Source organism: Pseudomonas sp. WHRI 8519, from assembly GCF_040224055.2.
In the GTDB taxonomy this organism is placed as follows: domain Bacteria; phylum Pseudomonadota; class Gammaproteobacteria; order Pseudomonadales; family Pseudomonadaceae; genus Aquipseudomonas; species Aquipseudomonas putida_X.
In genome coordinates this window covers 5,266,993-5,291,572 of the sequence record NZ_CP167996.1, presented here as the reverse complement: position 1 = coordinate 5,291,572, position 24,580 = coordinate 5,266,993, and the positions used below count along the sequence as shown (strand labels likewise).

General features: G+C 62.6%; 24 protein-coding genes, 1 tRNA gene and 1 pseudogene. 16 read left to right on the top strand and 10 right to left on the bottom strand.

The window, feature by feature from the left end; all coding sequences use genetic code 11:
* The first annotated feature begins 103 nt into the window (after positions 1–103).
* The 6 genes from ABRP30_RS24205 to ABRP30_RS24180 all read left to right on the top strand — a co-directional run bounded on the left by ABRP30_RS24205 (position 104) and on the right by ABRP30_RS24180 (position 6,059).
* Entirely contained in the window at positions 104–2,542 is a 2,439-nt protein-coding gene (locus ABRP30_RS24205; protein ID WP_267818835.1) for a Lon protease family protein, read from the top strand.
* 163 nt (positions 2,543–2,705) lie between these two features.
* Entirely contained in the window at positions 2,706–3,044 is a 339-nt protein-coding gene (locus tag ABRP30_RS24200; RefSeq protein ID WP_012316305.1) for a hypothetical protein, read from the top strand.
* Positions 3,045–3,217: 173 nt separating this feature from the next.
* Entirely contained in the window at positions 3,218–3,706 is a 489-nt protein-coding gene (locus tag ABRP30_RS24195; RefSeq protein WP_008092009.1) for a TIGR00645 family protein, read from the top strand.
* Between the two features lie 144 nt (positions 3,707–3,850).
* Positions 3,851–4,156, top strand: coding sequence for a DUF6482 family protein (locus ABRP30_RS24190; RefSeq protein WP_267818831.1), 306 nt, complete (start codon positions 3,851–3,853; stop codon positions 4,154–4,156).
* A gap of 85 nt (positions 4,157–4,241) precedes the next feature.
* Positions 4,242–4,859 (top strand): FKBP-type peptidyl-prolyl cis-trans isomerase, encoded by a 618-nt coding sequence (locus ABRP30_RS24185; protein ID WP_241806287.1) that lies wholly within the window; start codon positions 4,242–4,244, stop codon positions 4,857–4,859.
* 246 nt (positions 4,860–5,105) lie between these two features.
* Positions 5,106–6,059 carry an IS110 family transposase gene (locus ABRP30_RS24180; RefSeq protein ID WP_372490323.1) on the top strand — a complete coding sequence of 318 codons (954 nt, stop codon included), beginning with the start codon at positions 5,106–5,108 and terminating at the stop codon, positions 6,057–6,059.
* A gap of 311 nt (positions 6,060–6,370) precedes the next feature.
* On the opposite strand, the gene ABRP30_RS24175 is transcribed toward ABRP30_RS24180, so the two are convergent.
* From ABRP30_RS24175 to ABRP30_RS24165, 3 genes are all read right to left on the bottom strand, one after another.
* Positions 6,371–6,616, bottom strand: a complete 246-nt coding sequence (locus ABRP30_RS24175; protein ID WP_012316301.1) for a hypothetical protein — start codon at positions 6,614–6,616, stop codon at positions 6,371–6,373.
* Between the two features lie 83 nt (positions 6,617–6,699).
* Positions 6,700–7,041 (bottom strand): zinc ribbon domain-containing protein YjdM, encoded by a 342-nt coding sequence (locus ABRP30_RS24170; RefSeq protein ID WP_267818828.1) that lies wholly within the window; start codon positions 7,039–7,041, stop codon positions 6,700–6,702.
* A 160-nt stretch (positions 7,042–7,201) separates the two neighbouring features.
* Positions 7,202–8,170, bottom strand: coding sequence for a polyprenyl synthetase family protein (locus ABRP30_RS24165; protein WP_241806289.1), 969 nt, complete (start codon positions 8,168–8,170; stop codon positions 7,202–7,204).
* A gap of 245 nt (positions 8,171–8,415) precedes the next feature.
* Here ABRP30_RS24165 and rplU point away from each other — a divergent pair, with 245 nt between their 5' ends.
* From rplU to ABRP30_RS24140, 5 genes are all read left to right on the top strand, one after another.
* Positions 8,416–8,730, top strand: coding sequence for a 50S ribosomal protein L21 (gene rplU, locus ABRP30_RS24160; protein WP_008092021.1), 315 nt, complete (start codon positions 8,416–8,418; stop codon positions 8,728–8,730).
* Between the two features lie 38 nt (positions 8,731–8,768).
* Positions 8,769–9,026 carry a 50S ribosomal protein L27 gene (gene rpmA / locus ABRP30_RS24155; protein ID WP_008092023.1) on the top strand — a complete coding sequence of 86 codons (258 nt, stop codon included), beginning with the start codon at positions 8,769–8,771 and terminating at the stop codon, positions 9,024–9,026.
* A 190-nt stretch (positions 9,027–9,216) separates the two neighbouring features.
* Positions 9,217–10,443, top strand: coding sequence for an Obg family GTPase CgtA (cgtA, locus tag ABRP30_RS24150; RefSeq protein ID WP_241806290.1), 1,227 nt, complete (start codon positions 9,217–9,219; stop codon positions 10,441–10,443).
* A gap of 87 nt (positions 10,444–10,530) precedes the next feature.
* Positions 10,531–11,649: a glutamate 5-kinase gene (gene proB, locus ABRP30_RS24145; protein ID WP_241806291.1), complete on the top strand. Its 1,119-nt coding sequence runs from the start codon at positions 10,531–10,533 to the stop codon at positions 11,647–11,649.
* A complete protein-coding gene (locus ABRP30_RS24140) occupies positions 11,646–12,107 on the top strand; it encodes a CreA family protein (RefSeq protein WP_267818821.1) in 462 nt (153 codons plus the stop codon). The genes proB and ABRP30_RS24140 overlap by 4 nt, the downstream gene beginning before the upstream one ends.
* Positions 12,108–12,362: 255 nt before the next feature.
* On the opposite strand, the gene mksF is transcribed toward ABRP30_RS24140, so the two are convergent.
* The 3 genes from mksF to mksB are packed head-to-tail and all read right to left on the bottom strand — an operon-like array spanning position 12,363 to position 17,165.
* Positions 12,363–15,194: an Mks condensin complex protein MksF gene (mksF, locus tag ABRP30_RS24135; RefSeq protein ID WP_267818819.1), complete on the bottom strand. Its 2,832-nt coding sequence runs from the start codon at positions 15,192–15,194 to the stop codon at positions 12,363–12,365.
* Entirely contained in the window at positions 15,191–15,898 is a 708-nt protein-coding gene (gene mksE / locus ABRP30_RS24130; RefSeq protein WP_241806294.1) for an Mks condensin complex protein MksE, read from the bottom strand. Before mksE ends, mksF begins: the two co-directional genes overlap by 4 nt.
* Positions 15,888–17,165, bottom strand: a complete 1,278-nt coding sequence (gene mksB / locus ABRP30_RS24125) for an Mks condensin complex protein MksB (protein ID WP_241806295.1) — start codon at positions 17,163–17,165, stop codon at positions 15,888–15,890. The genes mksE and mksB overlap by 11 nt, the downstream gene beginning before the upstream one ends.
* 221 nt (positions 17,166–17,386) lie before the next feature.
* Here mksB and ABRP30_RS24120 point away from each other — a divergent pair, with 221 nt between their 5' ends.
* The gene (locus tag ABRP30_RS24120) at positions 17,387–18,175 is read left to right on the top strand and encodes an energy transducer TonB (protein WP_241806373.1); all 789 of its coding nucleotides are present in this window, start codon (positions 17,387–17,389) and stop codon (positions 18,173–18,175) included.
* Positions 18,172–18,627 carry a ribosomal protein S18-alanine N-acetyltransferase gene (gene rimI / locus ABRP30_RS24115; RefSeq protein WP_012316291.1) on the top strand — a complete coding sequence of 152 codons (456 nt, stop codon included), beginning with the start codon at positions 18,172–18,174 and terminating at the stop codon, positions 18,625–18,627. Before ABRP30_RS24120 ends, rimI begins: the two co-directional genes overlap by 4 nt.
* A 72-nt stretch (positions 18,628–18,699) precedes the next feature.
* On the opposite strand, the gene ABRP30_RS24110 is transcribed toward rimI, so the two are convergent.
* The gene (locus ABRP30_RS24110) at positions 18,700–19,854 is read right to left on the bottom strand and encodes a hypothetical protein (RefSeq protein WP_349976561.1); all 1,155 of its coding nucleotides are present in this window, start codon (positions 19,852–19,854) and stop codon (positions 18,700–18,702) included.
* Positions 19,855–19,920: 66 nt separating this feature from the next.
* Here ABRP30_RS24110 and ABRP30_RS24105 point away from each other — a divergent pair, with 66 nt between their 5' ends.
* The gene (locus ABRP30_RS24105; RefSeq protein WP_267818812.1) at positions 19,921–20,505 is read left to right on the top strand and encodes a D-Ala-D-Ala carboxypeptidase family metallohydrolase; all 585 of its coding nucleotides are present in this window, start codon (positions 19,921–19,923) and stop codon (positions 20,503–20,505) included.
* Here the strand turns inward: ABRP30_RS24105 and ABRP30_RS24100 are convergent.
* Positions 20,445–21,359, bottom strand: coding sequence for a LysR substrate-binding domain-containing protein (locus ABRP30_RS24100; protein ID WP_267818810.1), 915 nt, complete (start codon positions 21,357–21,359; stop codon positions 20,445–20,447). The genes ABRP30_RS24105 and ABRP30_RS24100 overlap by 61 nt on opposite strands.
* 145 nt (positions 21,360–21,504) lie before the next feature.
* On the opposite strand from ABRP30_RS24100, the gene ABRP30_RS24095 reads away from it, so the two are divergent.
* Positions 21,505–22,116, top strand: a complete 612-nt coding sequence (locus ABRP30_RS24095; RefSeq protein ID WP_267818808.1) for a LysE family translocator — start codon at positions 21,505–21,507, stop codon at positions 22,114–22,116.
* 75 nt (positions 22,117–22,191) lie between these two features.
* Here the strand turns inward: ABRP30_RS24095 and ABRP30_RS24090 are convergent.
* Both ABRP30_RS24090 and ABRP30_RS24085 read right to left on the bottom strand, forming a co-directional pair.
* A tRNA-Met gene (locus ABRP30_RS24090) sits at positions 22,192–22,268 on the bottom strand.
* A gap of 95 nt (positions 22,269–22,363) precedes the next feature.
* A pseudogene (locus ABRP30_RS24085) lies at positions 22,364–23,190 on the bottom strand (FecR domain-containing protein).
* A gap of 178 nt (positions 23,191–23,368) precedes the next feature.
* On the opposite strand from ABRP30_RS24085, the gene ABRP30_RS24080 reads away from it, so the two are divergent.
* The gene (locus ABRP30_RS24080; protein ID WP_349976560.1) at positions 23,369–24,580 is read left to right on the top strand and encodes an MFS transporter; all 1,212 of its coding nucleotides are present in this window, start codon (positions 23,369–23,371) and stop codon (positions 24,578–24,580) included.

The following is a 24,580-nucleotide window of genomic DNA, read 5'->3' as shown; positions in this document are numbered from 1 at the left end:
TCGCTGATCGATACTGCGACATAAAGTCCCGCTGAGCCTTGCAAGGCGCGCGCGGGCGGCGCCAGAATGCTGCGTATCTGCCCCGCCGAAGTAAGGAAACCCAATGCCCGATCCTGTCGCTGCGCGCCTGCGTCTCGCGCCTGAAGCTTTGACCAGGCGTTTTTCTCCTGAGCAGTTTGCCTTTGCCAATACCGACGATCTGGAACCGTTTCGCGGAGTCCTGGGCCAGGAACGTGCTGTCGAGGCCCTGCAGTTTGGGGTGGCCATGCCACGCCCCGGTTACAACGTATACGTGATGGGCGAGCCCGGTACCGGGCGCTTCTCGTTCGTCAAGCGCTACCTCAAGGCCGAGGGCAAGCGCCAACAGACCCCTGCCGATTGGGTCTACGTCAACCACTTCGATGACACCCGCGAGCCGCGGGCACTGGAGCTGCCGTCGGGCAGCGCCGCCGCGTTCATCAGCGACATGGGCGGCCTGATCGACAACCTGCTGGCGACGTTCCCGGCGGTATTCGAACACCCGTCGTATCAGCAGAAGAAGGGCGCCATCGACCGTGCCTTCAACCAGCGCTACGACCGCGCCCTGGATGTCATCGAGCGCGCCTCGCTGGAAAAGGACGTGGCCCTGTACCGTGACGCCAGCAATGTCGCCTTCACCCCGATGGCCGACGGCAAGGCACTGGACGAAGCCGAGTTCGCCCAGCTGCCGGAAGAAGTCCGCGAGCAGTTCCACGAGGACATCGCCTACCTCGAGGAGCGCCTCAACGAAGAGCTGGCCAGCCTGCCACAGTGGAAGCGCGAGTCGAACAACCACCTGCGCCAGCTCAACGAAGAAACCATCACCCTGGCTTTGCAGCCTTTGCTGGCGCCGCTGTCGGAAAAGTACGCCGAGAACGCCGCAGTGTGTGCCTACCTGCAATCGGTGCAGCTGAACCTGCTGCGTACCGTGGTCGAGCAACTGGTCGATGACAGCAAGACCGACGCTGTCGCGCGCAAGCTGCTCGAAGAGCAGTACGCCCCGAGCCTTGTGGTCGGCCATCACGCCGTCGGTGGTGCGCCGGTGGTGTTCGAGCCGCACCCGACCTATGACAACCTGTTCGGGCGGATCGAATACAGCACCGACCAGGGGGCGCTGTACACCTCCTACCGTCAGCTGCGCCCGGGCGCGCTGCACCGCGCCAACGGTGGGTTCCTGATTCTCGAAGCGGAGAAGATGCTCGGCGAGCCGTTCGTCTGGGATGCGCTCAAGCGTGCCCTGCAGTCACGCAAGTTGAAGATGGAGTCGCCGATCGGTGAACTGGGCCGCGTCGCCAGCGTCAGCCTGCAGCCGCAGATGATCCCGCTCAACGTCAAGCTGGTGATCATCGGATCGCGTCAGCTGTACTACGCCTTGCAGGACCATGACCCGGACTTCCAGGAGATGTTCCGGGTACTGGTGGACTTCGACGAAGACATGCCGATGGTCGACGAAAACCTCGAGCAGTTCGCCCAGCTGTTGCGCACCCGTACCAACGAGGAGGGCATGGCGCCGCTGACCAGCGATGCGGTGGCTCGCCTGGCCACCTACAGCGCGCGCCTGGCGGAGAACCAGTCGCGCCTGTCGGCGCGTATCGGTGACCTGTTCCAGCTGGTCAGCGAGGCCGACTTCATCCGCCAGCTGGCCAGTGACGACATGACCGATGCCGGGCACATCGAGCGTGCGCTCAAGGCCAAGGCCACCCGCACCGGGCGCGTTTCGCAGCGGGTGCTCGACGACATGCTGGCAGGCATCATCCTGATCGACACCGAAGGCGCCGCTATCGGCAAGTGCAACGGCCTGACCGTGCTGGAGGTGGGTGATTCGGCCTTCGGCATGCCGGCGCGCATTTCCGCCACCGTCTACCCGGGCGGCAGCGGCATCGTCGACATCGAGCGCGAGGTCAACCTGGGCCAGCCGATCCACTCCAAGGGGGTCATGATCCTCACCGGTTACCTGGGCAGCCGCTACGCCCAGGAATTCCCCTTGGCGATTTCCGCGAGCATTGCCCTGGAGCAGTCCTACGGTTATGTGGACGGTGACAGCGCCTCGTTGGGCGAGGCGTGCACGCTGATCTCGGCATTGTCGCGCACCCCGCTCAAGCAGTGCTTCGCGATCACCGGCTCGATCAACCAGTTCGGTGAAGTGCAGGCAGTGGGTGGGGTCAACGAGAAGATCGAAGGCTTCTTCCGCCTGTGTGAGGCCCGTGGCCTGACGGGCGAGCAGGGGGTGATCATCCCGCGTGCCAACGTTGCCACGCTGATGCTCGATGAGCGTGTGCTGCAGGCGGTCGAGAATGGCGTGTTCCACGTCTATGCGGTCAGCCAGGCTGACGAGGCGCTGAGCCTGCTGGTGGGTGAGGACGCCGGGGAGCTGGACGAGCAGGGGCAGTTCACCGAAGGCAGCGTCAACGCCCGGGTGGTCGAGCGCTTGCGCGAGATCGCCGAGATGGTCAGCGAGGAGGATATCGAGAAGGCGGAAAAGGAACGCCTGGAAGAGGTGATTGCCCAGGCCAAGCCAGCCTGAGTCAATAAATCGGCGCTGGCGGCCATGTGCTACCGTTCAGCGCCGGTTTTCCATCTTTTTGCGTTGCTCTTCTATGCTGGAACTTAGGACGGCGTCAGGGTTCAGGATGGAAACAGCCCGAACGTTTCGAGCTGAACACGGCTTATTGGAGGGGGACGCGGCCATGCGCAACCTCTGCCTTACTCGCCAGTGCCTGGGCCTGGTGACGCGTATCGAATGCAGCATTCGCCCATTGGCCGGTGATAACGGCATGTGGACCTTGCTGTTCGCTGCCGGCATGGCCGGTGAGCAACCCTCAGCCATCAAGGCCCAAGGACCGTTCCATGGGCCGTTGGTCGCCGAGTCCGTGCTCAACGCCATTGTCGACAGCCTTACCCTGCATGGGTACCAGGTGGCCGAAGATCCGCAGATCTGGTGCCTGCACCTGCAGGCGCAATTGCGCCGGATCAACGGTGAACGTTGTCGCAACCTGGGGGACTATCAGTTCCACCCTGAAACCTGAGCGCTCGTTCCTGGGGCAATCGCCGGCTTGCCGGCGATCACCGGTGAAGCCGGTGCCATCCACTCCTGCGTTTGCGCTACACGCAGCCCGCTTGAGTCCGGGCTTTTGCTGTAACAGGCGGCTGGCTATACTCGGCGTCGCTTTTTCAGTCACCTGACGAGTCCCAACCCTCCATGGAACGTATTCTCGAAAACGCGATGTATGCCTCGCGCTGGCTGCTCGCCCCTATCTACTTCGGCCTTTCCCTTGGCCTGTTGGCCTTGGCGCTGAAGTTTTTCCAGGAAGTCATTCACGTCCTGCCCAACGTATTCGCCCTGAGCGAAGCCGACCTGATCCTGGTGATCCTGTCGCTGATCGACATGTCGCTGGTGGGCGGCCTGCTGGTCATGGTGATGATCTCTGGCTACGAGAACTTCGTCTCGCAACTGGACATCGATGACAGCAAGGAGAAGCTCAACTGGCTGGGCAAGATGGACTCTTCGTCGCTGAAGATGAAGGTCGCTGCCTCGATCGTGGCCATTTCCTCCATCCACCTGCTGCGGGTGTTCATGGACGCGCAGAACATCTCTACCGACTACCTGATGTGGTACGTGATCATCCACATGACCTTCGTGGTGTCCGCCTTCTGCATGGGTTACCTGGACAAACTCACCAAGCACTGAGCCCTTGCCGGCCCCTGCGCAGGCTTGCCGGGGCTGGGGCCGGCGCGGCCCAACTGACGAGCGGCGTCAGTAATGCCTTGTGTATTCCCAGGTCCTGTACAAAAAATGAGCACTCATGCCGGGTTGCAGCAGCGAGGTGCTCCCATGAACCTGCATCAGCTCAATACCGAGGCCAGGGCCGGCCATGTCGATGAATTGAACCTGATTGCCATCGAAGGTGGTGATTACCTGCTCGAGGCCCGTATCAAGGGCCATGCCCACCCCTTGGCTGATACCCGCGGTGAACGCCTGCGCGTGCACTCGGTGGAAGACGCCCGCACGTTGCTGCAAACCATCCCGATGGTCTCGATGAACCTGGTGCACTGGTCCGTCCAGGACGAAATGTGCGGCATGGGTTCGCACCCCGAAGAAGACCTCAAGGTACCCATTTCCCAGCGTTCGGCCTGGTAGCTGCTCGCAGCGTCCCAGTGTGCTAGGCTGCTCGCCCTTTTCATCAAGGGCGCGGCTGCACTGCGCCCTGCAGTGGAGCACGACAATGTCCGAACTCAACCTGTCCACCGACGAAACCCGCGTCAGCTACGGCATCGGCCGTCAGCTGGGCGGCCAGCTGCGCGACAATCCGCCACCAGGCGTCAACCTGGAAGCCATCGTGGCCGGCCTGACCGACGCCTTCAACGGTGCCGACAGCCGCGTCAGCGAAGCCGACCTGTCGGCCAGCTTCAAGGTCATCCGTGAAGTGATGCAGGCAGAAGCTGCCGCCAAGGCTGAAGCTGCTGCTGCCTCCGGTAAGGAATTCCTGGCTGAGAACGCCAAGCGCGAAGGCATCACCACCCTTGCCTCGGGCCTTCAGTTCGAAGTGCTGACCGCAGGCGAAGGCGCCAAGCCGACCCGCGAAAGCAACGTACGTACGCACTACCACGGCACGCTGATCGACGGCACTGTGTTCGACAGCTCTTACGAGCGTGGCCAGCCGGCTGAATTCCCGGTCGGTGGCGTGATCGCTGGCTGGACCGAGGCCCTGCAGCTGATGAATGCAGGCAGCAAATGGCGCCTGTATGTGCCGAGCGAGCTGGCCTACGGCGCCCAAGGCGTCGGCAGCATCCCGCCGCACAGCGTGCTGGTATTCGACGTCGAGCTGCTCGACGTTCTGTAATGCCTCTGGGGCCGCTTCGCGGCCCATCGCCGGCAAGCCGGCTTGTATGGTTAGACTTGAAGGGGTGGTGGGACTAAATGCCGGATTCTGACTGTTGACGCAGTACAGACTGTGGGAGACATCGCCCCACCCCTTCCACCAAAGCGCCGATAAAGAATGCATCGTTTGCAAACGACGATAGAAGCAAGCCAGCGCCTCTTGGTGAAAACCCTTCAAGCTCAAAAACCATAACGCGAGGAGCCGCCCATGGCAATGCAGGTAAACAAACTGATCGTGGGTGCGGATGTCGCAAAAGCCGAATTAGTGATTCATCACGATGATCGTGATGAAATTATCAGGCTGAAAAATACCAAGCCCGAAATCAAAAGCTGGCTAAAGCAACAGCCCCTCGGCACTGCAATCGCTGTTGAGGCGACCAATGTCTACCATCTGGACCTGGTTGAGCTAGCCCATGGCTTCGGTTTCGACGTTTATGTCATCGATGGTTTCCAACTGAGCAACTACAGGAAAAGTGTTGGAGGGCGGGTTAAAACTGACCCCTCTGATGCTCGGTTGCTGTCCCGATTTTTGAAAAACGAGGGCGACGATCTTCGTCCTTGGACCCCGCCTCCTGCTGTCTACGGCAAGCTTCAGAGCCTCCTTCGACGCAGAGCTGTCTTGGTGACTGCTCGCACTGCATTAGCTCAGAGCTGGACAAACGAAAGCCTGCTGAAGGCCGCCTTCAAAACCTTCGTAACATCGATAGATCGGCTGGATCAGCTGATACAAAAAAAGATTAAGGAAGTGCTACGAGAGGCTGGGCTGCACGAGCAAGTTGCCCGCTGTCAGGCGGTAGAGGGAATTGGGTTTCTTACCGCTACAGCCCTGGTAATGGCTTTTGTAAGGGGCGAGTTCAAGAGCAGTGATTCGTACATCGCATTCCTGGGAATGGACCTACGGGTTAATGATTCTGGAGAGAAGAATGGACGTCGTCGGCTCACCAAGCGCGGCTGCTCGGAAATCCGTCGTTTGCTGCATAACGCAGCAATGGCGGCCAGCAGGTCGGCCGCTTGGAAAGGGGTATATGAGCAGTACAGAAACAGCGGTAAGGCAACGACCCAGGCGTTGGTAATTCTGGCCAGGAAGCTCGCACGAGTGGCATTCGCCCTGATGAGAAATCAGGACGAATACGTTACCAAAGGCGGGAAAATGGCTTGCTGATAACCATAGAATCTCCCACATGGATTGCGCCGCCTTTAGAAATTGGGCAAGACAGTTGCTTCCACAGCTAAAGCGCAGGCCTGAAGAGCTGCGCGGTCGGGGTGGGAGCCGGCTTGCCGGCGATGGGCTGCGCAGCAGCCCCCATAGCAGAGCTGTAATAGCCCGAGCGCGCTCGACGGGCCCTGCGAGCATCTGGGGCCGCTTCGCGGCCCTATCGCCGGTAAGCCGGCTCCCAACAGGGCCGCGCAGAACCTGAGGTTTGCACTGCACCTGGCGCCGACTTGCGGGGGATGAGGCCGGTGCTGCCGGCTTCAATTCCAGTCTGTTCCCACCGGGCGCAACGCCCGCGCATAACAGAACAGGAACAAATTGCGCACCAGCTCCTTGAGCACCACCGGTTCACTCGAATTCAACCCGCTCATGTCCAGGTCACCCTGGTCACGCAGTTCGTCGAGCGCCTCTTCTTCAAGCACGGCGCACACTTCGCCGGTTTCGCGATGCAGGATGCGCAGGTAAGGGTGGGGGCGGTCCAGCCAAGCGTCGATCAGATAAGTCATGGCTATTCTCCTTGGTTAACGGTCCAATGAGAATAATTCTTATTATCAAAATAGCAAGAGACTATTGGCTGTTTTTCAGGTAATCAGACCTTGCGCACGAATTCCGACTTCAGCTTCATGGCGCCAATGCCGTCGATCTTGCAGTCGATGTCGTGGTCGCCGTCGCACAGGCGGATGTTCTTGACCTTGGTACCGACCTTGACCACCAGGGAAGAACCCTTGACCTTGAGGTCCTTGATCACGGTGACCGTGTCGCCGTCCTGCAGCACATTGCCCACTGCATCCTTTTTCACCACGTCATCGCTGCCGGCGTCGGCTTCGCCGGTGGCCGACCACTCGTGGGCGCATTCAGGGCAGATCAGCTGGGTGCCATCCTCGTAGGTGTACTCGGAATTGCATTTAGGGCAGGGCGGCAAAGTGCTCACTTCGGTTCCTTAAACAGACAGACGGTTAAAGGCCCATATTGTATAAGGTTTTAACAGGGAAATGTTTTTGTCCGCACAAATGCATCGCGGGCAAGCCTGCTCCTGCAGAACCCTGTGGATCCTGCGGAGCGGGCTTGCCCGCGAGGAGGGTGGCGCGACCTTAGTGCGTGCGCGCTACGGCAAACTCACTGAGCTCCACCAGTGCATCCCGGTATTGGCTGGCCGGCAGCACTTCCAGGCACTCAATGGCCCGCTTCACGTAATCACGTGCCAGCTGCGCGGTGTAGTCCAGCGCGCCCGAAGCCTCGACCGCCACGCGGATCTGTTCCAGGTCTTCCAGGCCACCCTTCTGGATCGCCTTGCGCACCAGTGCAGCCTGCTCAGGCGTGCCTTCGCGCATGGTGTAGATCAGCGGCAGGGTGGGCTTGCCTTCGGCCAGGTCGTCGCCCACGTTCTTGCCCAGGGTCTGCGAATCGCCTTTGTAGTCGAGCAGGTCGTCGACCAGCTGGAAAGCCACGCCCAGGTGGTCGCCGAAGGTGCGCAGGGCCTCGCGCTGCTCGTCGGTGGCACCGGCCAGTGCGGCGGCGCTGTGGGTCGAGGCCTCGAACAGCATCGCGGTCTTGCCCCGGATGACCTCCATGTACACTTCTTCGGTGGTGCTGGCATCGCGCACCCGCGACAGCTGCAGCACTTCGCCTTCGGCGATCACCCGGGTGGACTTGGAGAGGATCTGCATGACCTGCATGGAGCCCAGCTCGACCATCATTTCGAACGAGCGCGAATAAAGGAAGTCGCCCACCAGCACGCTCGGTGCATTGCCCCACAGGGCATTGGCGGTGGAACGGCCGCGGCGCATGCCGGACATGTCGACCACATCGTCGTGCAGCAGGGTGGCTGTGTGCAGGAATTCGATGGTTGCAGCGAGCAGGCGCAGGTCGTCGCCCTCGCGGCCCAGAGCCTTGCCGCACAGCAGCACCAGCAACGGGCGCAAGCGCTTGCCTCCGGCCGACGTGATATAATCGCCGATCTTCGATACCAGCGGCACGCGCGAGGTCAGCTGCTTCTTGATGATCTCGTCGACGGCGCTGAAATCGTCAGCTACCGCGCGGTAGAAGGTTTGGGGTTGCATCGGCTGCTCCAGTGAGGTTGCGCGGCATGCTAGGTCGCGGGTCCCGGTGTGTCAAGGCACGCCGCCCGGTGAGCGGGGCCGGTACTTGCAAGCAAAACCATGGTTGCGTACAATCGCGCACCCTAACTTCCTGGGCAGCACCTGCCTTACGCAATTGCGCCGGGCCGTTCCAGCCCTGTGCAGCCATGCCAGCCAATACTCATCATATAAAGCGCTGGGTGAGCAGGATTATCGGAGAAATACCCATGTCTTACGCAGTAATCGTTACCGGCGGCAAGCAGTACAAAGTCGCTGAAGGTGAATTCCTCAAAATCGAAAAGCTGGAAATCGCCACTGGCGAATCCGTGACTTTCGATCGCGTTCTGCTGGTTGCCAACGGTGAAGAAGTCACCATCGGCGCTCCAGTCGTCGCTGGCGCTAAAGTTGTTGCCGAAGTCGTTTCGCAAGGCCGTCACGATAAAGTACGCATCATCAAGTTCCGTCGCCGTAAGCACCACATGAAGCGTATGGGCCACCGCCAGTGGTTCACCGAGATCAAAATCACCGGTATCCAGGCTTAATCGCTCAGATCCCCTGAATTTATTTGGAGAATTGAACCATGGCTCACAAGAAGGCTGGTGGTAGTACTCGTAACGGTCGCGACTCAGAATCGAAACGCCTTGGCGTGAAGATGTATGGCAGCCAGGTCGTCAAGGCCGGCAACATCATCGTCCGTCAGCGCGGCACCCAGTTCCACGCCGGCTACGGCGTTGGCATGGGCAAGGATCACACCCTGTTCGCCAAGATCGAAGGCGTGATCAAGTTCGAGAAGAAAGGCGAGTTCAACCGCCGTTACGTGAGCATCGTCGCCGCTTAATCGCGACGTCGCTCCAGAAGCCCCGTCATGCGACGGGGCTTTTTCGTTTGTGGTGAGCCTCTTGCAAAGCTGTTTGTATGGGCTGCCGGCGTGGGTTTCTTCGGTCGTACGGGGCCGCCGCGCTCATTTTTGCAAGAGCCTCAGGTTTTTTAAGTATTCAGCTCGTCGGAAGGCGAGAGGCGGTTTTTGAATGAAGTTTGTTGACGAAGTATCCATCCGGGTCAAGGCCGGTGATGGTGGTAACGGTTGCATGAGCTTCCGTCGCGAGAAGTTCATCGAGAACGGTGGCCCCAACGGGGGTGACGGTGGCGATGGCGGCTCGGTGTACATGGTGGCCGACGAAAACCTCAACACCCTGGTTGACTACCGCTATACCCGTCACCACGAAGCCCAGCGCGGCGCCAATGGTGGCAGCACCGATTGCACCGGCAAGAAGGGCGAGGACCTGTTCCTGCGTGTGCCGGTCGGTACCACCGTGATCGACGCCTCCACGCAGGAAGTGATCGGTGACCTGGTCACCCCCGGCCAGAAGCTGATGGTCGCCCAAGGCGGCTGGCACGGCCTGGGCAACACCCGTTTCAAATCCAGCACCAACCGTGCGCCGCGCCAGACCACCCCAGGCAAGCCGGGCGACCAGCGCGACCTGAAGATGGAGCTGAAAGTCCTGGCCGATGTGGGCCTGCTGGGCCTGCCGAATGCCGGCAAGAGCACCTTCATCCGTTCGGTGTCGGCCGCCAAGCCGAAGGTCGCCGACTACCCGTTCACCACCCTGGTACCGAACCTGGGCGTGGTCAGCGTCGACCGCTGGAAGAGCTTCGTCATCGCCGACATCCCCGGCCTGATCGAAGGCGCATCCGACGGTGCCGGCCTGGGTATCCGCTTCCTCAAGCACCTGGCGCGTACCCGCGTGCTGCTGCACCTGGTCGACCTGGCGCCGCTGGACGGCAGCAGCCCGGCCGACGCCGCCGAAGTGATCATCAACGAGCTGACCCGCTTCAGCCCGTCGCTCACCGACCGTGAGCGTTGGTTGGTGCTGAACAAGGCCGACATGCTGATGGACGACGAGCGCGACGAGCGCGTCAAGGAAGTGGTCGAGCGTCTGCAGTGGGAAGGCCCGGTCTACGTGATCTCGGCCATCGCCAAGCAGGGCACCGAGCAGCTCTCTCACGACCTGATGCGCTACATCGAAGACCGCGCCGATCGCCTGGCCAACGACCCGGCCTACGCCGAGGAACTGGCCGACCTGGACCAGCGCATCGAAGACGAAGCCCGCGCCCAGCTGCAGGCCCTGGACGACGCCCGTACCTTGCGTCGTACCGGCGTCAAGAGCGTGCACGACATCGGCGACGATGACGCGTGGGACGATGATTTCGAGGACGACGAAGACGGCCCGGAAATCATTTACGTGCGCGACTGACCGGTTGCAGTACACTAAACGCCGCTCTCTGGAGCGGCGTTTTTGTATCCACGGTATCTACAGATTCGACATAGGTTGGAAGAGAAGATGCGAAGCAAGGTGACTGGCGCCAAGCGCTGGGTCGTGAAGATCGGTAGTGCATTGCTCACGGCCGATGGCAAGGGCCTCGACCGCGGTGCCATGGCCGTATGGGTCGAGCAGATGGTTGCCCTGCGTGAGGCGGGTGTTGAGTTGGTGCTGGTGTCCTCTGGGGCCGTGGCTGCCGGCATGAGCCAGCTGGGCTGGACCGCACGACCGAGCGCGATGAACGAGCTGCAGGCTGCCGCTTCGATCGGCCAGATGCGCCTGGTGCAGGCGTGGGAGTCGAGCTTTGGCGAGCACGGCAAGCACACCGCGCAGATCCTTCTGACTCACGACGACCTGTCCGACCGCAAGCGTTACCTCAACGCCCGCAGCACCTTGCGCACCTTGGTCGACTTGGGCGTGGTGCCGGTGATCAACGAAAACGACACCGTGGTTACCGACGAGATCCGCTTCGGCGACAACGACACCTTGGCTGCGTTGGTGGCGAACCTGGTCGAAGCTGACCTGCTGGTGATCCTCACTGACCGTGACGGCATGTTCGACGCCGACCCGCGTAACAATCCAGAGGCGCAGCTGATCTACGAAGCCCGTGCCGATGACCCAGCGCTCGACGCCGTAGCCGGCGGTACCGGCGGCGCTCTGGGCCGGGGCGGCATGCAGACCAAGCTGCGCGCCGCACGCCTGGCTGCCCGTTCTGGTGCCCACACCATCATCATCGGAGGCCGTATCGAACGGGTACTCGACCGGCTCAAGGCTGGTGAGCGCCTGGGTACCCTGTTGTCGCCTGAGCGCGGCATGCTGGCTGCGCGCAAGCAGTGGCTGGCTGGCCACTTGCAAACCCGCGGCACTCTGGTGCTGGACGCCGGTGCCGTGCAGGCGCTGCGCCAGGCCAACAAGAGTTTGCTGCCGGTCGGTGTGAAGACCGTCCAAGGCAGCTTCCGCCGTGGCGAAATGGTGGTGTGCGTGGGCCCCGACGGCCTGGAAGTGGCCCGTGGCCTTGCCAACTACAGCGCGCTGGAAGCACAGAAAATCATCGGCCAATCGTCCGATGCCATCGAGTCCCTGCTTGGCTACAGCGCCGAGCCGGAGCTGGTCCACCGTGACAACCTGGTGCTGGTATGAACATGCTCAAACGCGTGATTGCCGTGGCGGCCCTGGCGCTGCCGGTGCTGGCAGGGGCCGAGGAAATCGGCCAGGTATCTACGGTGTTCAAGTTCGTCGGGCCCAACGATCGCATCGTGGTCGAGGCCTTCGATGACCCCAAGGTCGAAGGTGTGACCTGCTACCTGTCGCGCGCCAAGACGGGTGGAGTGAAGGGTGGCCTGGGCTTGGCCGAGGACCGTGCCGAGGCGTCGATTGCCTGCCGCCAGGTGGGGCCGATCAACTTCAAGGGTGAGTTGAAAGATGGCGAGGAGGTGTTCAAGGAACGCACCTCGCTGGTGTTCAAGACCATGCAGGTGGTGCGCTTCCTGGACAAGAAGCGCAATACACTGGTGTACCTGGTGTACAGCGACCGCATGATCGAAGGCAGCCCGCAGAATGCGGTGACGGCGATTCCGATTCTGCCTTGGGCCCATTGAGGCAACAGCGGAGGCCTTCGGCCTCCAATCGCCGGCAAGCCGGCTCCCACAGGGTGGAGTGGCCCGGGCATTGAGCTGGTATCCAGCTTCCTGGTGGCACTCCACACCCCTGTTGGAGCAACTGTCTTGCTCAACGTCTAAAAGTTGGCACCCCTGATGGAGCAACTGTCTTGCTCAACGTCTAACAGTTGGCGCGATACCTGTGGGAGCCGGCTTGCCGGCGATAGGCCGCAAAGCGGCCCCGTCACACACTAATCAGGCCAGCTCCTCGGCCTGATCCTCGCGCACGATCGCCTTCTCCACATCACGACGGCTGATGTACTTCCAGTCCGCTTCGTCGATATAGATGCCATTAGGCCCGCTACCGCCTTCCAGGTCGATCGCCACATGCGCCGATACCTGTGGCTTGACGCTCGCCAGAATCGGTACGAAGCCCAGCTGCAGGCTGGTCTCCAGGAGCGCGGCCTGGTTGCGCTCATCGATGTCCGCCGCTTCGTCCAGGTAGTAAGGCAGGCGAATACGCCCGGCCAGGTCGCGATCCATCAAGTGCAGCAACAGGTACATGTTGGTCAGCGCTTTGATGGTCATCGTGGTGCCGTTGGAGGCGGCGCCGTCGATGTCGGCGTGAATCACCGGCTGGCTGTTGATCTTGGTGATCTCGAACGCCAGTTCGAACAGGTCCTTGAGGCCCAGCTGGTTGTGGTTGGCCGCCACCAGCCGTGCCAGGTACTCCTTGGCTTCTTCGTTCTTGTGATCCTGCTCCGAATTCTGAGTCAGGTCGAACACCGACAGGGTCTCGCCTTCCTCGTACTGGCCGGCGCTGTGGATGATCTGGTCGATATGCTTGAGCGCTTCCTTGTTCGGCGCCAGTACCACGCGGAAGCTCTGCAGGTTGGAAACCTGGCGCTTGTTGATCTCGCGGTTGAACAGCGCCAGCTGGTGCTCGAGGCTGTCGTAGTCGCTGCGGATGTTGCGCAGGGTGCGGGCGATGTCGGTGACTGCGGCGCGGCGCGCCTTGGCCAGGGTCAGCGCCTCGTCGGTGCGGTGGGCGTACGCATTGACCAGCAGCTGCAGGCGCCGCTCCATGTCATCTTCACTGTCGAACTTGGCCACGCCCTTCAGACGCACCTGGGCGTACAGCGCCTCGATCTGGTTGTCGACGCGCTGCAGGGCCTGCCAGCTGTCCTGGTAATCGTTGAGCAGCGGCAGCAGGTTGTCCATGGAGTCGTCAACCGCTTCCATGAACGGCGTGCCGAACGGCAGGTCGGCAGGCAGCAGCTGGCGACGGCGCAAGGCGTCTTCCAGGGTGCGCTGCTTGGCTTCCAGGTCGGCGATCTGCCGCCCGACCAGTTGCAGCTTGGCCGACAGTTGCTGGACGCGCTCGGTGAAGGCATCGCTGGAGCGTTTGAGTTCGTCCTGGGCCGCTTCCAATTGCGCCAGTTGTTCCAGCTTCTCCGGCTCTTCCGCCGCCAGGGTTTCGCTGCGACGGTAGTCTTCCAGGGCCTTCTGCGCGTCCAGCACCTGCTGGTACAGGGCTTCGGTCTGGGCTTTGGAGGCGCTGCGGTCGGCGGCCACCGACTGCTGGGTCTTGAGCTGCTTGAGCTCGCGCTCCAGGCGGTCCTTCTGGTCGCGCAGGGCCGCACGGTCGGCCAGGGCTTGCAGGGCGGGTGGGTCGATGTGCGAAAGGTCGATGGAAATGCCCGGGGCCTCGAAGCGCTCGCCCTTGAAGCTATCGAGCACCGCTTCCAGCGATTTCACCCACAGGTCGCTGTCGTCCAGTTCGATACCGCGCTCGCCCAGCGGCAGGCTGAACAGTGCGCCGTTGAACAGGCGCATCAGGCGGTCGACGTCTGCCTGCGAAAACTCTTCGCGCAGGCGGGCGTAGCTGTTGTTGTCGGCGTGGTCGAGCTGCTGCCTGACCTGCTTGAGGCGTTTTTCCAGGTCGCGTACACGCTCGTCGAGGTCTTCGGCAGAGAACTGCCGCGACTGGGCCAAGGCGCCGGCCAGTTCGTCGTGGGCGTCCTTGGCGGCCAGCAGTTGCTGCTCCAGCACTTTGACGTCATCGATCAGGGCAAAGCGGTGCTTGAGCACCGACAGCTCACCGAGCCAGCGCTGGATACCGGTGATTTCACGTTCCAGGCGCATCAGCTCCTGGGTGCCGCCACGCTGGTCGTTCTGCAGGCGGTCCTGCTCGCCGCGGTAGTGCTCGGCCTGGATCACCAGCTCTTCCTTGCGCGCCATGGCGTATTCCTGCCAAGTGGCCAGCAGGTTGTCGAGCAGTGGCGAGAGGCGGTGCAGCTTGCCGCGCAGGATGTCGCGCTGGGCCACCCCGCCGGCCAGGGCTTCGACCAGCGGGCCGGCGGCAACCAGCGCGTTGTAGTCCTGCTCCATGCGGCGTACGTCGCGGAAGGCTTCTTCACAGGCGGCGATGTAGTCGACGCTGCCCGAGCGCAGGCTGTGCTCGAACGCGTCGAGGAACAGCTGTTTGAGCTTGGCGGCGGTGATTTCGCGCATGTGCAGCAAGTTGATGAACAGTGCCCGGAAGGTTTTCAGGCTCTGTTCGCTGGTCGAGCGCAGCGGGATCATGGTCAGGTCCAGCGGCACCGACGTGTGGCCGCCGACCAGCAACCGGCGCAGCTCGTCCGGCTTGAGCTCGTAGGCTTTGAGGCCCAGGCGTTCGAGGTTGGTGAACAGCTCTTTCTGGCGCAGGCAGGTGTCGTTCTTCTGGTAGTGGTCCAGGTCCAGTTCACCCTTGTAGGCAAAGAACTGGTGGCCGAAACCGCCGCCCGGCCCGCGCCCGACCACGCCAATCACGTGGGGCCCGTGGGGCAGGTTGAGTTCGCAGAGAATGTACGAGGTGTCGCTGGCGAAGTAGAAGCGGCGCGACTGCTCCAGGCTGTACTTGCCGAAGCTCATGTCGGACATGCGCGCCAGGATCGGGAACTGCAGGGCGTTGATCGAAGCGGATTTGCCCAGGTTGTTGGCGCCGTAGACCGACAGCGGGTGCTCCAGCGGGAACAGGCCCAGGCTGTAGCCGGCGGTGTTGAGCAGTGCGAAGCGGCGGATGCCGTAGCGTTCCTGGCTCATGCGTCAATCTCCTGTTGCTCTTCGCGGATGGCCCGGGCCAGGGCCTCTTCTTCGCTTTCTTCGCCCTCGAACGGGGTGAGGTCGAGCGGGTCGTCGGTGTGGGCCAGCGCTTCGGGGCTTTCTTCCTCGACCAGCACCGGCGTTGGCAGCGGTAGATCGCTGTGCAGGCTGGCGGCCAGGTCGCGGTCCTGCTGCACCGACAGGCACACATCGAGGAACCGGTGCATCGGCGGCAGGAAGCGGTAGATCCCGTTTTCCTCGTGGGCGAAGCCGAGCTGGGTCATGCGGCGCATGATCTTTTCTTCCAGCTCGTCGACGGTTTGCACTTCAGCCTGCAGGAACAGGTCACGGTATTTGTCCAGCAGCGAGGGCAGCTCATCGCGCCCGATGCTGCCGCCGTCGAGTACCGCCATCGGGTCGCGGCCCTGGTCGGCCAGGTGTTCGACCAGAATGAAGGTGAACAGCGACAGGCGCTGGGCGGTCTTGTTGACCTGCGCGGCGGCCTGCTCGGGGACGAAGTAATAGAAACCGCGGGTATCGCACACCAGCTCGAAGCCCAAGGCCTTGAACAGGGTGCGGTACTGGTCCTGGAAGTTCGACAGCTGGGCGTACAGCTCCGGGTCGCGGCGGCTGATGTGGAACCCTTTGAACAGCTCGCGGAAGATCGGCGCGAGCTGGGACAGTTCGGAAAGATCAAGATGCATTGGCTGGGCTCGCGTTGGTTTCAGGTTGCGCTTCGCGGCTGGATGTCAGGGCGTACGAGCGCAGGCTGACCAGGTGTTCGTGGGTGGTGTACTCGCGCCGTTCCAGGCGTTCGCGCTTGAAGCGCTTCTCACGTGACAGGCGCGAGAACCAGTACAACAGTTCGTCGGTGGCGCCGTCGGGCTCCTGGTCCAGCAGCCAGACCATCAGGTCAGGCAGCGGCAGGGCATCTTCGCAGCGCTCGAGCATTTCCTTGACCGTGCGTGGCGCGCGCGGCAGCGGGCCAGTCTGGGTCTTGTGCGCCTTGGGGAACCTGGCCGGTTTCGGCTCGAAGCGGGCGAGGGCATAAACGTACGCCTCGACCTGGCTGGCGCTGCCCAGGAAGGTGCTCTGCGGCCGGGTGAACAATGGCATGGCCGCCTGCGGCACCGCGTCGATACCTTTGCGCCGGATCACCGACAGGGCCAGGGCGGCGCCGCGGGTCACGGCATTGTGCCGGCGCGCTTCTTCGCGCAGCGGCAGCAGCAGTTCACGGGCGTGGCGCAGGGTCAACTGGGCGCTGGTCTGCATCTCGAGGATGCGCGCATGGGTGCGCAGCAGCATGTCGTCGTCGACCAGGTGGCCCAGGCGCGCCTGTTCGCCGAGCAGTTTCAGCAGCACGGTCTCGACCTTGCGCACGCCCTGCTCGAAAGCGCCGTCGGCGTTGACCAGCTGGATCATCGGCTCGACGTATTCGTCCCAGGTCGCCAGTACTTCGGCATAACGCTGGCGCAGCGGGATCTGACGGTTGCTGGTCTTGGCCCGTTCGGCCACGGCGACCAGCGCCTGTTCATCGTTGTCGAGCTTCTTCAGCACGTCGCGCACGCGCATGTCGAGCAGGCGCAGCTGGCGCGCCAGGTCATCGCTGTCGCGGTTGTCGAAGGCATCCTGGATATGCCCGGCAAGGCGCTCCAGGTGGCGCAGGTAGGCCTCGATCTCCAGGCACAGGCCCAGACGGTGCTCACGGCGCAGGTAGGCGAGGAAGTCGTGGATCTGGGCGTTGAGCTCGAAACGGTTCGGGCTCTTGGCCACCGGGACCAGGATATCCAGGCGGATCCACACGTCGAGCAGCTGGGTGATGTCCTGCGGCGTGCTTTCCACTTGCTGGCGGCCCAGCTGCTGGCGCAGTTCGACCAGGCTCAGGGTGCCTTGGTCGAAGCGCTCGCACAGCGGCTCGATCAGGGCCCAGTGTTCGGCTAGGGCGCGCAGGACGCGCTTGGGTTCGATCATTGGCGTCTACTCGTTGCCAAGTAAAAAGGGGGCGATTGTACTGCATCCGGGGGTGAGGATTTCACCCCTTGGTCTGTAATCAGGGATAACCCTGAGTTGCCTGGGGGGTTCACTGGCCCCCTGGCCAGTTCAGGCGGCAATTTTCTGCCGACCAGTTGCGGCGCTCGGCAGCCAACAGCGTTAGAATGCCCGCTTGTTCCAGCCCCCCGGATACCCGTGCCTTGCTGACCGAGCCCCGCCGCCGCGCCTACCTTTCCGCCATGCAAGTGGTGCATTGGCTGCCGCGCGCCGAACTGCCGTTCGCTGCGCCGTCGCGGCCCGAGCTGCTGTTGCCGCAGGTTCCGGTCGAGCAGGCCGCGTTCGAGGTCAGGCCTTCGCCAGCCTCTGCCAACGAAGCGCCGGTCGCACCACAGGCGCGCTCCGGTGAGCGGCCGAAAATCGAGATTCCGCGCCCGGGCACTACCCCCAAGCCCGCTGCTAAACCGGTCGAGGCCGAGGAGCAAGCCCCCGCACCACGCCCGGCCCCCGTGCCGCCACCGCGTTTTTCGCTGCAACTGCTGCGCGCCGGCAACTGCCTGCTGCTGGTGGAATTGGCCACCGGCCAGCCGTTCCAGAGCCGCGACCCGTCCTACCTGCTGCTCAAGGACATGCTGCGCGCCGCAGGCCTGCCAGATGCCCCGCAGATCATCGGCGAGCCGGTACGCTGGCCGCTGCTGGTGCGTGGCAACATGGACCAGGGGCCGGAGGCAGCGCGTGATTTCGTCCAGGGCTTCATCCAGGCGCGCCTTGAACAAGCCCCTTGCACCTGCCTTTGGCTGATCGGCATGCCGGCCTTGCGCTTTGCCGCCAATACCGACGCCCAGGCCTATTACCAAGTACTCAAGCTCGACGGCCTGGGCGATGCCTGGGCCTTGCCGGGCCTTGAACTGTTGATGGACGAGCCGCAGCGCAAGGCGGACGTCTGGAAAGCGATGCGCCAGCTGATGGCGCGCTGGAAGAGCGTTGAATGAGTGAATCGATCAGTTTCCGCCCCATGACCGAGGCGGATCTGGATGCCGTGCTTAAGATCGAATATGCCGCGTTCAGCCATCCCTGGACCCGCGGGATTTTCCAGGATGCGCTCAAGTCCTACGAAGTGTGGCTGATGTTCGATGGCCAGCAGCAGGTCGGCCATGGTGTGATCAACGTGATCATCGACGAAGCGCACCTGCTGAACATTACCGTCAAGCCAGAGAACCAGGGGCGTGGCCTGGGGCTGCGCTTGCTCGAACACCTGATGGCGCGCGCGTATCAGCTCAATGGGCGGGAGTGCTTCCTCGAGGTTCGGGCCAGCAACCAGTCGGCCTATCGCCTGTATGAGCGCTACGGCTTCAACGAGATTGGCCGGCGGCGGGATTACTACCCGGTGGCTGGCGGGCGTGAGGATGCGCTGGTGATGGCGTGTACCTTGCTCGAAGACTGACAATGCGTTGCGTTTGCTGGCCTCTTCGCGGGGCAAGCCCGCTCCCTCAGAGACCAGCAAAGGCTGCATCGATCAAAGATCCTGAAGCCTCTCGATTGGTGCACGCAAATCTCTCAGGGCCCTCGTAACCACCCCCGTATTGCACTTGGCCGCCGCCTGCTCTGGTGGGTACTGGCGTACGGTGCGGAAGAACAATTCACAGGTCTGCTTCTTCTGCGTGACCTGCCACTTGTTCGAGCACGCTTCCAGCGTCAGCTTCGCATCGGCTTGCCGATTGCGCCCCATGCCGGCCTGCCAGCACGCCGCCGTCAGGTCCTGGCCCATCATCTTCAGCCCTGCTGCATCAGCTTCGTCCTCGTTGCCACCATGGCTTTGCTTGTCTGCCGCATACCAGATCGCGCTCGGGTGGTTGGCTCCCAGCACCGGCACGCTGGCGCCCGCCTGCGGGCTGATGCTGACCAGGCCCAGCACGCCGACGCGGGGCCCATACTGCTGCTCGACCCAGCTGCGCACGGGGGCGCCGAAAGCCACCATCGGCAGGGCTGATGCATCGAGGGGCGCGGTCATCTCCCTGACCATGCGGGTCTGGTAAGTGTTGAAGTGGCTGTAGGTGTCTTTCAGCGCTTCCCCGGCACTGGCCGGGGCTGCAATCGGGGCGATATCGATGATGGTCTGGTAGGCCGGTGTGTCGCTGGCCGCCACGCCATTGAAGGTCAGCAGCTCTGCCCAGCGGTCCGTGGTGTTGGAGCGCAGGTAGTCCTGGGCCTGGGTCAGCGAATAATCCGGCGGGAAATGCAGCAGCTCAATGCTGCGGCGGTTCTGCAGGGCCATGCCCAACGGCAGGAACAGGTACCAGTCGTAGGACCATTTGCCGTCCCTGTTCAGCTCGGTGGCGCCTTGGTAGGCCAGCTCGCCGCTGTCGAGCAGCTGGCGCAGTGGCTCGGTATAACTGCCTGGCACATCGCTGATGGTCGCGTGCAGGCGGTCTGCGTCGCGGCTCACGTGCACCTGGGCGCCCGCGTAGCCGTCGCGGCGTACGCTCATGGTCAGGTAGTGCTCGACCGTCTGCTCCAGCGTCCATGGGCGAAAGCAGATCACGTGGCAGTTGTTGGGGAATGCGAACAGGCGAGTGACACGCTGGGCATCGCCCAGGTCGAGCTGAGCATCGGCTGCGGCCAGCCCGCTGAAGGCGAGGGCGGCCAGGCTGGGTAAGGCAATCTTGTGCATGCTTAACTCCTTGTAATGGCCGCCCCGATTGGCGGCGATACTCATACTGGGGCAGAGGAAGCGGGGATGAAAAGGACGAAATGGCTGCTGATGGCCACAAGCCTGATGCTGGGCGGCGTGGCTCAGGCCGATGAACGTGACCTGTGGATGTTCGCGCAGTGGGCCGGGGATCATCAGACCCGGCCCTTCCGCGAGATGTTGGTGGATGCCCGCCTGTATGGCGTGGTGCCGATTCATCAGCTGCTGCGCTCGGCTTCCGACTGGCGGCTGTGCAAGGCTTCACCGTTTGCCGTGCCGCCGCCAGGCAACTGGCCGGCGGTGCGTTCCACGCTGGCGCTGATCAAGACGCTGGCTGATGAAGGCATCCTGCGTCAGTTCGAAGTAGTCTCGGCCTACCGTGACCCTGGCTTGAACAGGTGTGCAGGGGGCGCCGTGAACAGCGCCCACACCCGTGCCTTCGCCGTCGATATCCTCTTGCCGGGCTGGGCCGACCCCAATCCGTTGTGCCGCTTCTGGCAACAGCATGGCCAGGCCTGGGGCATGGGGCTGGGGCGCTACCCGACAGGCCGCATCCATATCGACACCGCGGGCTATCGCACCTGGGGCGGTGATGGCAGTCCTGGCTCGTCGTTCTGCAGCAAGCCCAGGTGAGCGAGGCACGCTTGGCTTTCTTCCATCACCCAGTCGGCAAAGCGCTGGCGTTTGCCGCCGTCATCCAGCGGTTGCGGGCTTAGCAGGTGATAGGCGGAGCCATCGCGCACAAAGCCGAACGGCGCCTGTAACTGCCCGCTGTCGAGGTCATCGCGCACCATCAGCGCTGAGGCTATCGCCAGGCCCAGGCCGGCACTGGCGGCCTGCAGTGACAGGTAGAAGTGTTCGTAGTCGCTGCGTTGGCAGTGCCGGGCTTGCTGGCCACTCAGGCGCAACCACGTGGGCCAGGCACTTGGGCGGGTGTTGCTGTGCAATTGGCGTTGGCCATCGAGTGCGGTGCTGCCATCGCGATTGACCGGGCCGATCCATTCGTCGCAGACCTTCCGTGCGTGCAGCATGGGCGGCCAATGGAAATCATCACGTCGCAGTGCCAGGTCGACGCCGCTACGGGCAAAGTCCAGCGGCCCACCGGCGGCCACCAGGTGCAGTTGCAGGTCCGGGTGAGCGGCATGGAAGCGGGGCAGGCGGGGGATCAGCCAGCGCATGGCGATGGTCGGCTCGCAGGAAAGTACCAGCACATTGCCCCGTTCCTGCTGCTGAAGGCGCTGCACTGCGCCTTCGATTTGCTCGAAGACGGCCTGGGTGGTGCCGTGCAGTGCGCGACCGGCCGGGGTCAGGAAGATCGCCCGGTTACGCCGTTCGAACAGCTCGATGCCGAGGCTTTCCTCAAGCAGGCGGACCTGCCGGCTGACGGCGCCATGGGTAACGTGCAGGCGTTCGGCGGCACGCACAAAGCTTTCGGTTTCGGCAGCGATATCGAAGTATCGCAAGGCACTGAGCGGGGGAAGTTTCATGGGCTTGAAGTTGCCGGCGACGGCACTGCACCTGTGTGAGAAAAACTAGCGAATTTGCGTCACTATAAATCGGTTTCCCTTCGTTTTCGCGCTTTCGATAATGGCGACATCTGTGCATTTTCATCGCCTATCGAGGACCTTCTTCGTGACTGAGCTTTTCGCCGTAGCCCTCTTCACCATCTTGGCCGTCATCAGCCCCGGCGCCGATTTCGCCATGGTCACCCGCAGCAGTTATGCACAGGGCCGCGAGGCCGGCCTTGCGGCTGCCGTGGGTATCGCCCTCGGCGTTCAGGTGCATGTGCTGTACACGGTGTTGGGCATCGCCGTGGTCATCAGCCAGAGCCCTGCGCTGTTCCTGGCCATGAAAGTGCTGGGCGCGGGATACCTGATCTATCTGGGTTATCAGTCGTTGACCAGTACCGCTCGCATCAGCCTGGATGGCCAGGAGCCAGCGGCGGGGCTGCTGGCTGCCCTGCGCACGGGTTTTCTGACCAACGCCCTGAACCCCAAGACCATGCTCTTCGTGATCAGTGCCTACACCCAGGTCGTGCAGCCAGGCAGCCCGCTGGCGCTGGATTTTGCTTACGGTGCCTTCATGTCGCTGGCCCACTGGGCGTGGTTTAGCCTGGTGGCGGTGTTTTTTTCCAGCGCCGGCTTGCGCAAAATGATGATCGAGCGCCAGCGGCTGGTCGACCGGCTGATTGGTGTCGCGCTGATTGGGCTCGGCTTGGCAGTGGCGGTATCGGGGGTGCGCTGAAGGCGAAAGAGAGGGGCTGAACGTTTCTGCGGGCAAAAGAAAAGGGCCTACCTTGCGGTAAGCCCTTTTCAAGTTTGGTGGCTACACAGGGACTTGAACCCCGGACCCCAGCATTATGAATGCTATGCTCTAACCAACTGAGCTATGTAGCCGATGGCGCGCATTATTCCCTTGTGATGCCCCTCTGTCAACACTCATTTCAAAAAAAATTTGCACGCTTTCAAAAACTTAGCCGCCCAGCCTGGTTTCAGCGCACGATCAGCCATTGGCCGAGAATGCTGTACAGCTGCAGATGCTGCTCGGCAACCAGCGCGTCGAGGGTTTCCGCTGCGCGGTCAAGGTCGAAGTCGCTTACCCGCCACTGCGCCAGGCGCCCGCGTTTTTGACATCGACCCTTTGCACCGGGCCGATCCGCGCCTCGGTGAAGGTCACCCGCTCACCCGCAGACACCATACGCTGGTCGCTACCCTGGGCGATCAGGGCTTTGCCATTGAGTACCACCAGTTCGTCATGATCGGCATGACGCGCCACCATCAGGCGAGTGCCGAACACCTGGATACGCGAATCATCCACCTGCAGTTCAAGGGCGCGGCCGTCGAGCGCCACGTGCACCTCTACCTGGCCCTGCACAACCTGCAACAGGCGGGTGCGCCCGCGCAGGTCGACATTCAGTGCACTCGCGCTGCCCATGTGCAGGGTAGAGCCATCGGCCAGGCGCACGCTGCGCCGCTCTCCAGCGCCAGTGTGCAGGTCGCTGCCCAGGCGCTGCATCAGTGGCCAGTACAGGTACGCCGCCACGCTCAGCGCCAGCAGAAACAGCAATGCCAGCGCTTTGCCGAGGTGGCTGCGCCGCACGGTGAGCTGGCGCGGGCGGGGCCGTGCCGGTGGCGCCTGCAATTGCTGCCAGCAAGCTTCGAGCTCGGCGTAGGCATGGGCGTTGAGCGGGGCCTGGCACCAGCGGGCGAAAGCCTGCCGTTCACGATCATCGCAGCCCGGCTGGCGCAGGCGGGAGAACCACGCCAGTGCTTCCTGTTGCGCGTCGGCCTGAATCTGCGTGGCGGGCATCGGGCTCATGCTGAAATGTGCTCGCTAAAGGGCGTTATCGCCCAACGATTACGGGAATTGTCGGTAAGGATGCTAAATATATTGAGAACCATTTGCAAGAACGCGATTGGAAGGAATAAAAAGGTAGCTATGTATCCATTTGTTTCCTGATAATCGGATCCTACACCTGAGGACGGAACTCAAACTCATGGCCATCAGCAGCACCTCCACTGCCAGCACCGGTTCGGCAACCCAAGCCAACCCCCTGGTGATGCGCATCATCGCCTTCTGTGCACTGGCGCACCTGATCAATGACCTCATCCAGTCGGTGCTGCCGGCGATCTACCCGATGCTCAAGGCCAATTACGACCTGAGTTTCACCCAGATCGGCCTGATCACACTGACCTTTCAGATAACGGCGTCGTTGCTGCAGCCCTGGGTTGGCTTCTTCACCGACCGCCGGCCGACACCGAACCTGTTGCCGCTCGGCACCCTGTGCACATTGGTGGGTATCGTCATGCTGGCTTTCGTCGGCAGCTTCCCGATGATCTTGCTGGCTTCTGCACTGGTGGGTATCGGCTCGTCGACCTTCCACCCGGAGACCTCGCGGATTGCGCGGCTGGCCTCAGGTGGGCGTTTCGGCCTGGCGCAGTCGACCTTTCAGGTGGGTGGCAACGCTGGCTCGGCCTTTGGCCCGCTGCTGGCGGCTGCCATCGTCATCCCGTTCGGCCAGACCCATGTGGCATGGTTCGGCGTGGCAGGGCTGCTGTTCTTCGCCGTGACCCTGATGCTGCGCCGCTGGTACACCGAGCACCTCAACCAGGCCAAGGCGCGTAAGGTGGTGCAGGCCACCCATGGCATCTCGCGCAAGCGCGTGATCGGGGCGTTGGTCGTCCTGGGCCTGCTGGTGTTCTCCAAGTACTTCTACATGGCCAGCTTCACCAGCTACTTCACCTTCTATCTGATCGAGAAGTTCGACCTGTCGGTGGCCAGCTCGCAGTTGCACCTGTTCCTGTTCCTTGGCGCGGTCGCGGCCGGCACCTTTTTTGGTGGGCCCATCGGTGACCGTATTGGGCGCAAGGCGGTCATCTGGTTCTCCATCCTCGGTGTGGCGCCTTTCACCCTGGCGCTGCCGTACGCCGATCTGTTCTGGACCACCGTGCTTAGCGTGGTCATCGGCTTCATCCTGGCGTCGGCGTTCTCGGCGATCGTGGTGTACGCCCAGGAGCTGGTACCGGGCAGTGTGGGCATGATTGCCGGGGTCTTCTTCGGGCTGATGTTCGGCTTCGGCGGGATTGGCGCGGCGCTGCTGGGGTACGTCGCGGATTTGCGCGGTATCGAGTACGTGTATGGCGTATGTTCGTTCCTGCCATTGTTCGGCCTGTTGGCGGTGTTTCTGCCCAACACGGGTAAGCGCTGA

Excerpts from the sequence above, each read along its gene's own strand:
- ABRP30_RS24080 (WP_349976560.1), top strand. The coding sequence starts at position 23,369 with ATGGCCATCAGCAGCACCTCCACTGCCAGCACCGGTTCGGCAACCCAA.
- ABRP30_RS24105 (WP_267818812.1), top strand. The coding sequence starts at position 19,921 with ATGAAAAGGACGAAATGGCTGCTGATGGCCACAAGCCTGATGCTGGGC.
- mksB (WP_241806295.1), bottom strand. The coding sequence starts at position 17,165 with ATGATCGAACCCAAGCGCGTCCTGCGCGCCCTAGCCGAACACTGGGCC.
- ABRP30_RS24180 (WP_372490323.1), top strand. The coding sequence starts at position 5,106 with ATGGCAATGCAGGTAAACAAACTGATCGTGGGTGCGGATGTCGCAAAA.
- ABRP30_RS24175 (WP_012316301.1), bottom strand. The coding sequence starts at position 6,616 with ATGACTTATCTGATCGACGCTTGGCTGGACCGCCCCCACCCTTACCTG.
- ABRP30_RS24165 (WP_241806289.1), bottom strand. The coding sequence starts at position 8,170 with ATGCAACCCCAAACCTTCTACCGCGCGGTAGCTGACGATTTCAGCGCC.
- cgtA (WP_241806290.1), top strand. The coding sequence starts at position 9,217 with ATGAAGTTTGTTGACGAAGTATCCATCCGGGTCAAGGCCGGTGATGGT.
- ABRP30_RS24195 (WP_008092009.1), top strand. The coding sequence starts at position 3,218 with ATGGAACGTATTCTCGAAAACGCGATGTATGCCTCGCGCTGGCTGCTC.
- proB (WP_241806291.1), top strand. The coding sequence starts at position 10,531 with ATGCGAAGCAAGGTGACTGGCGCCAAGCGCTGGGTCGTGAAGATCGGT.
- ABRP30_RS24185 (WP_241806287.1), top strand. The coding sequence starts at position 4,242 with ATGTCCGAACTCAACCTGTCCACCGACGAAACCCGCGTCAGCTACGGC.
- ABRP30_RS24110 (WP_349976561.1), bottom strand. The coding sequence starts at position 19,854 with ATGCACAAGATTGCCTTACCCAGCCTGGCCGCCCTCGCCTTCAGCGGG.
- rpmA (WP_008092023.1), top strand. The coding sequence starts at position 8,769 with ATGGCTCACAAGAAGGCTGGTGGTAGTACTCGTAACGGTCGCGACTCA.
- rplU (WP_008092021.1), top strand. The coding sequence starts at position 8,416 with ATGTCTTACGCAGTAATCGTTACCGGCGGCAAGCAGTACAAAGTCGCT.
- ABRP30_RS24205 (WP_267818835.1), top strand. The coding sequence starts at position 104 with ATGCCCGATCCTGTCGCTGCGCGCCTGCGTCTCGCGCCTGAAGCTTTG.
- mksE (WP_241806294.1), bottom strand. The coding sequence starts at position 15,898 with ATGCATCTTGATCTTTCCGAACTGTCCCAGCTCGCGCCGATCTTCCGC.
- ABRP30_RS24140 (WP_267818821.1), top strand. The coding sequence starts at position 11,646 with ATGAACATGCTCAAACGCGTGATTGCCGTGGCGGCCCTGGCGCTGCCG.
- ABRP30_RS24190 (WP_267818831.1), top strand. The coding sequence starts at position 3,851 with ATGAACCTGCATCAGCTCAATACCGAGGCCAGGGCCGGCCATGTCGAT.
- rimI (WP_012316291.1), top strand. The coding sequence starts at position 18,172 with ATGAGTGAATCGATCAGTTTCCGCCCCATGACCGAGGCGGATCTGGAT.
- ABRP30_RS24200 (WP_012316305.1), top strand. The coding sequence starts at position 2,706 with ATGCGCAACCTCTGCCTTACTCGCCAGTGCCTGGGCCTGGTGACGCGT.
- ABRP30_RS24100 (WP_267818810.1), bottom strand. The coding sequence starts at position 21,359 with ATGAAACTTCCCCCGCTCAGTGCCTTGCGATACTTCGATATCGCTGCC.
- mksF (WP_267818819.1), bottom strand. The coding sequence starts at position 15,194 with ATGAGCCAGGAACGCTACGGCATCCGCCGCTTCGCACTGCTCAACACC.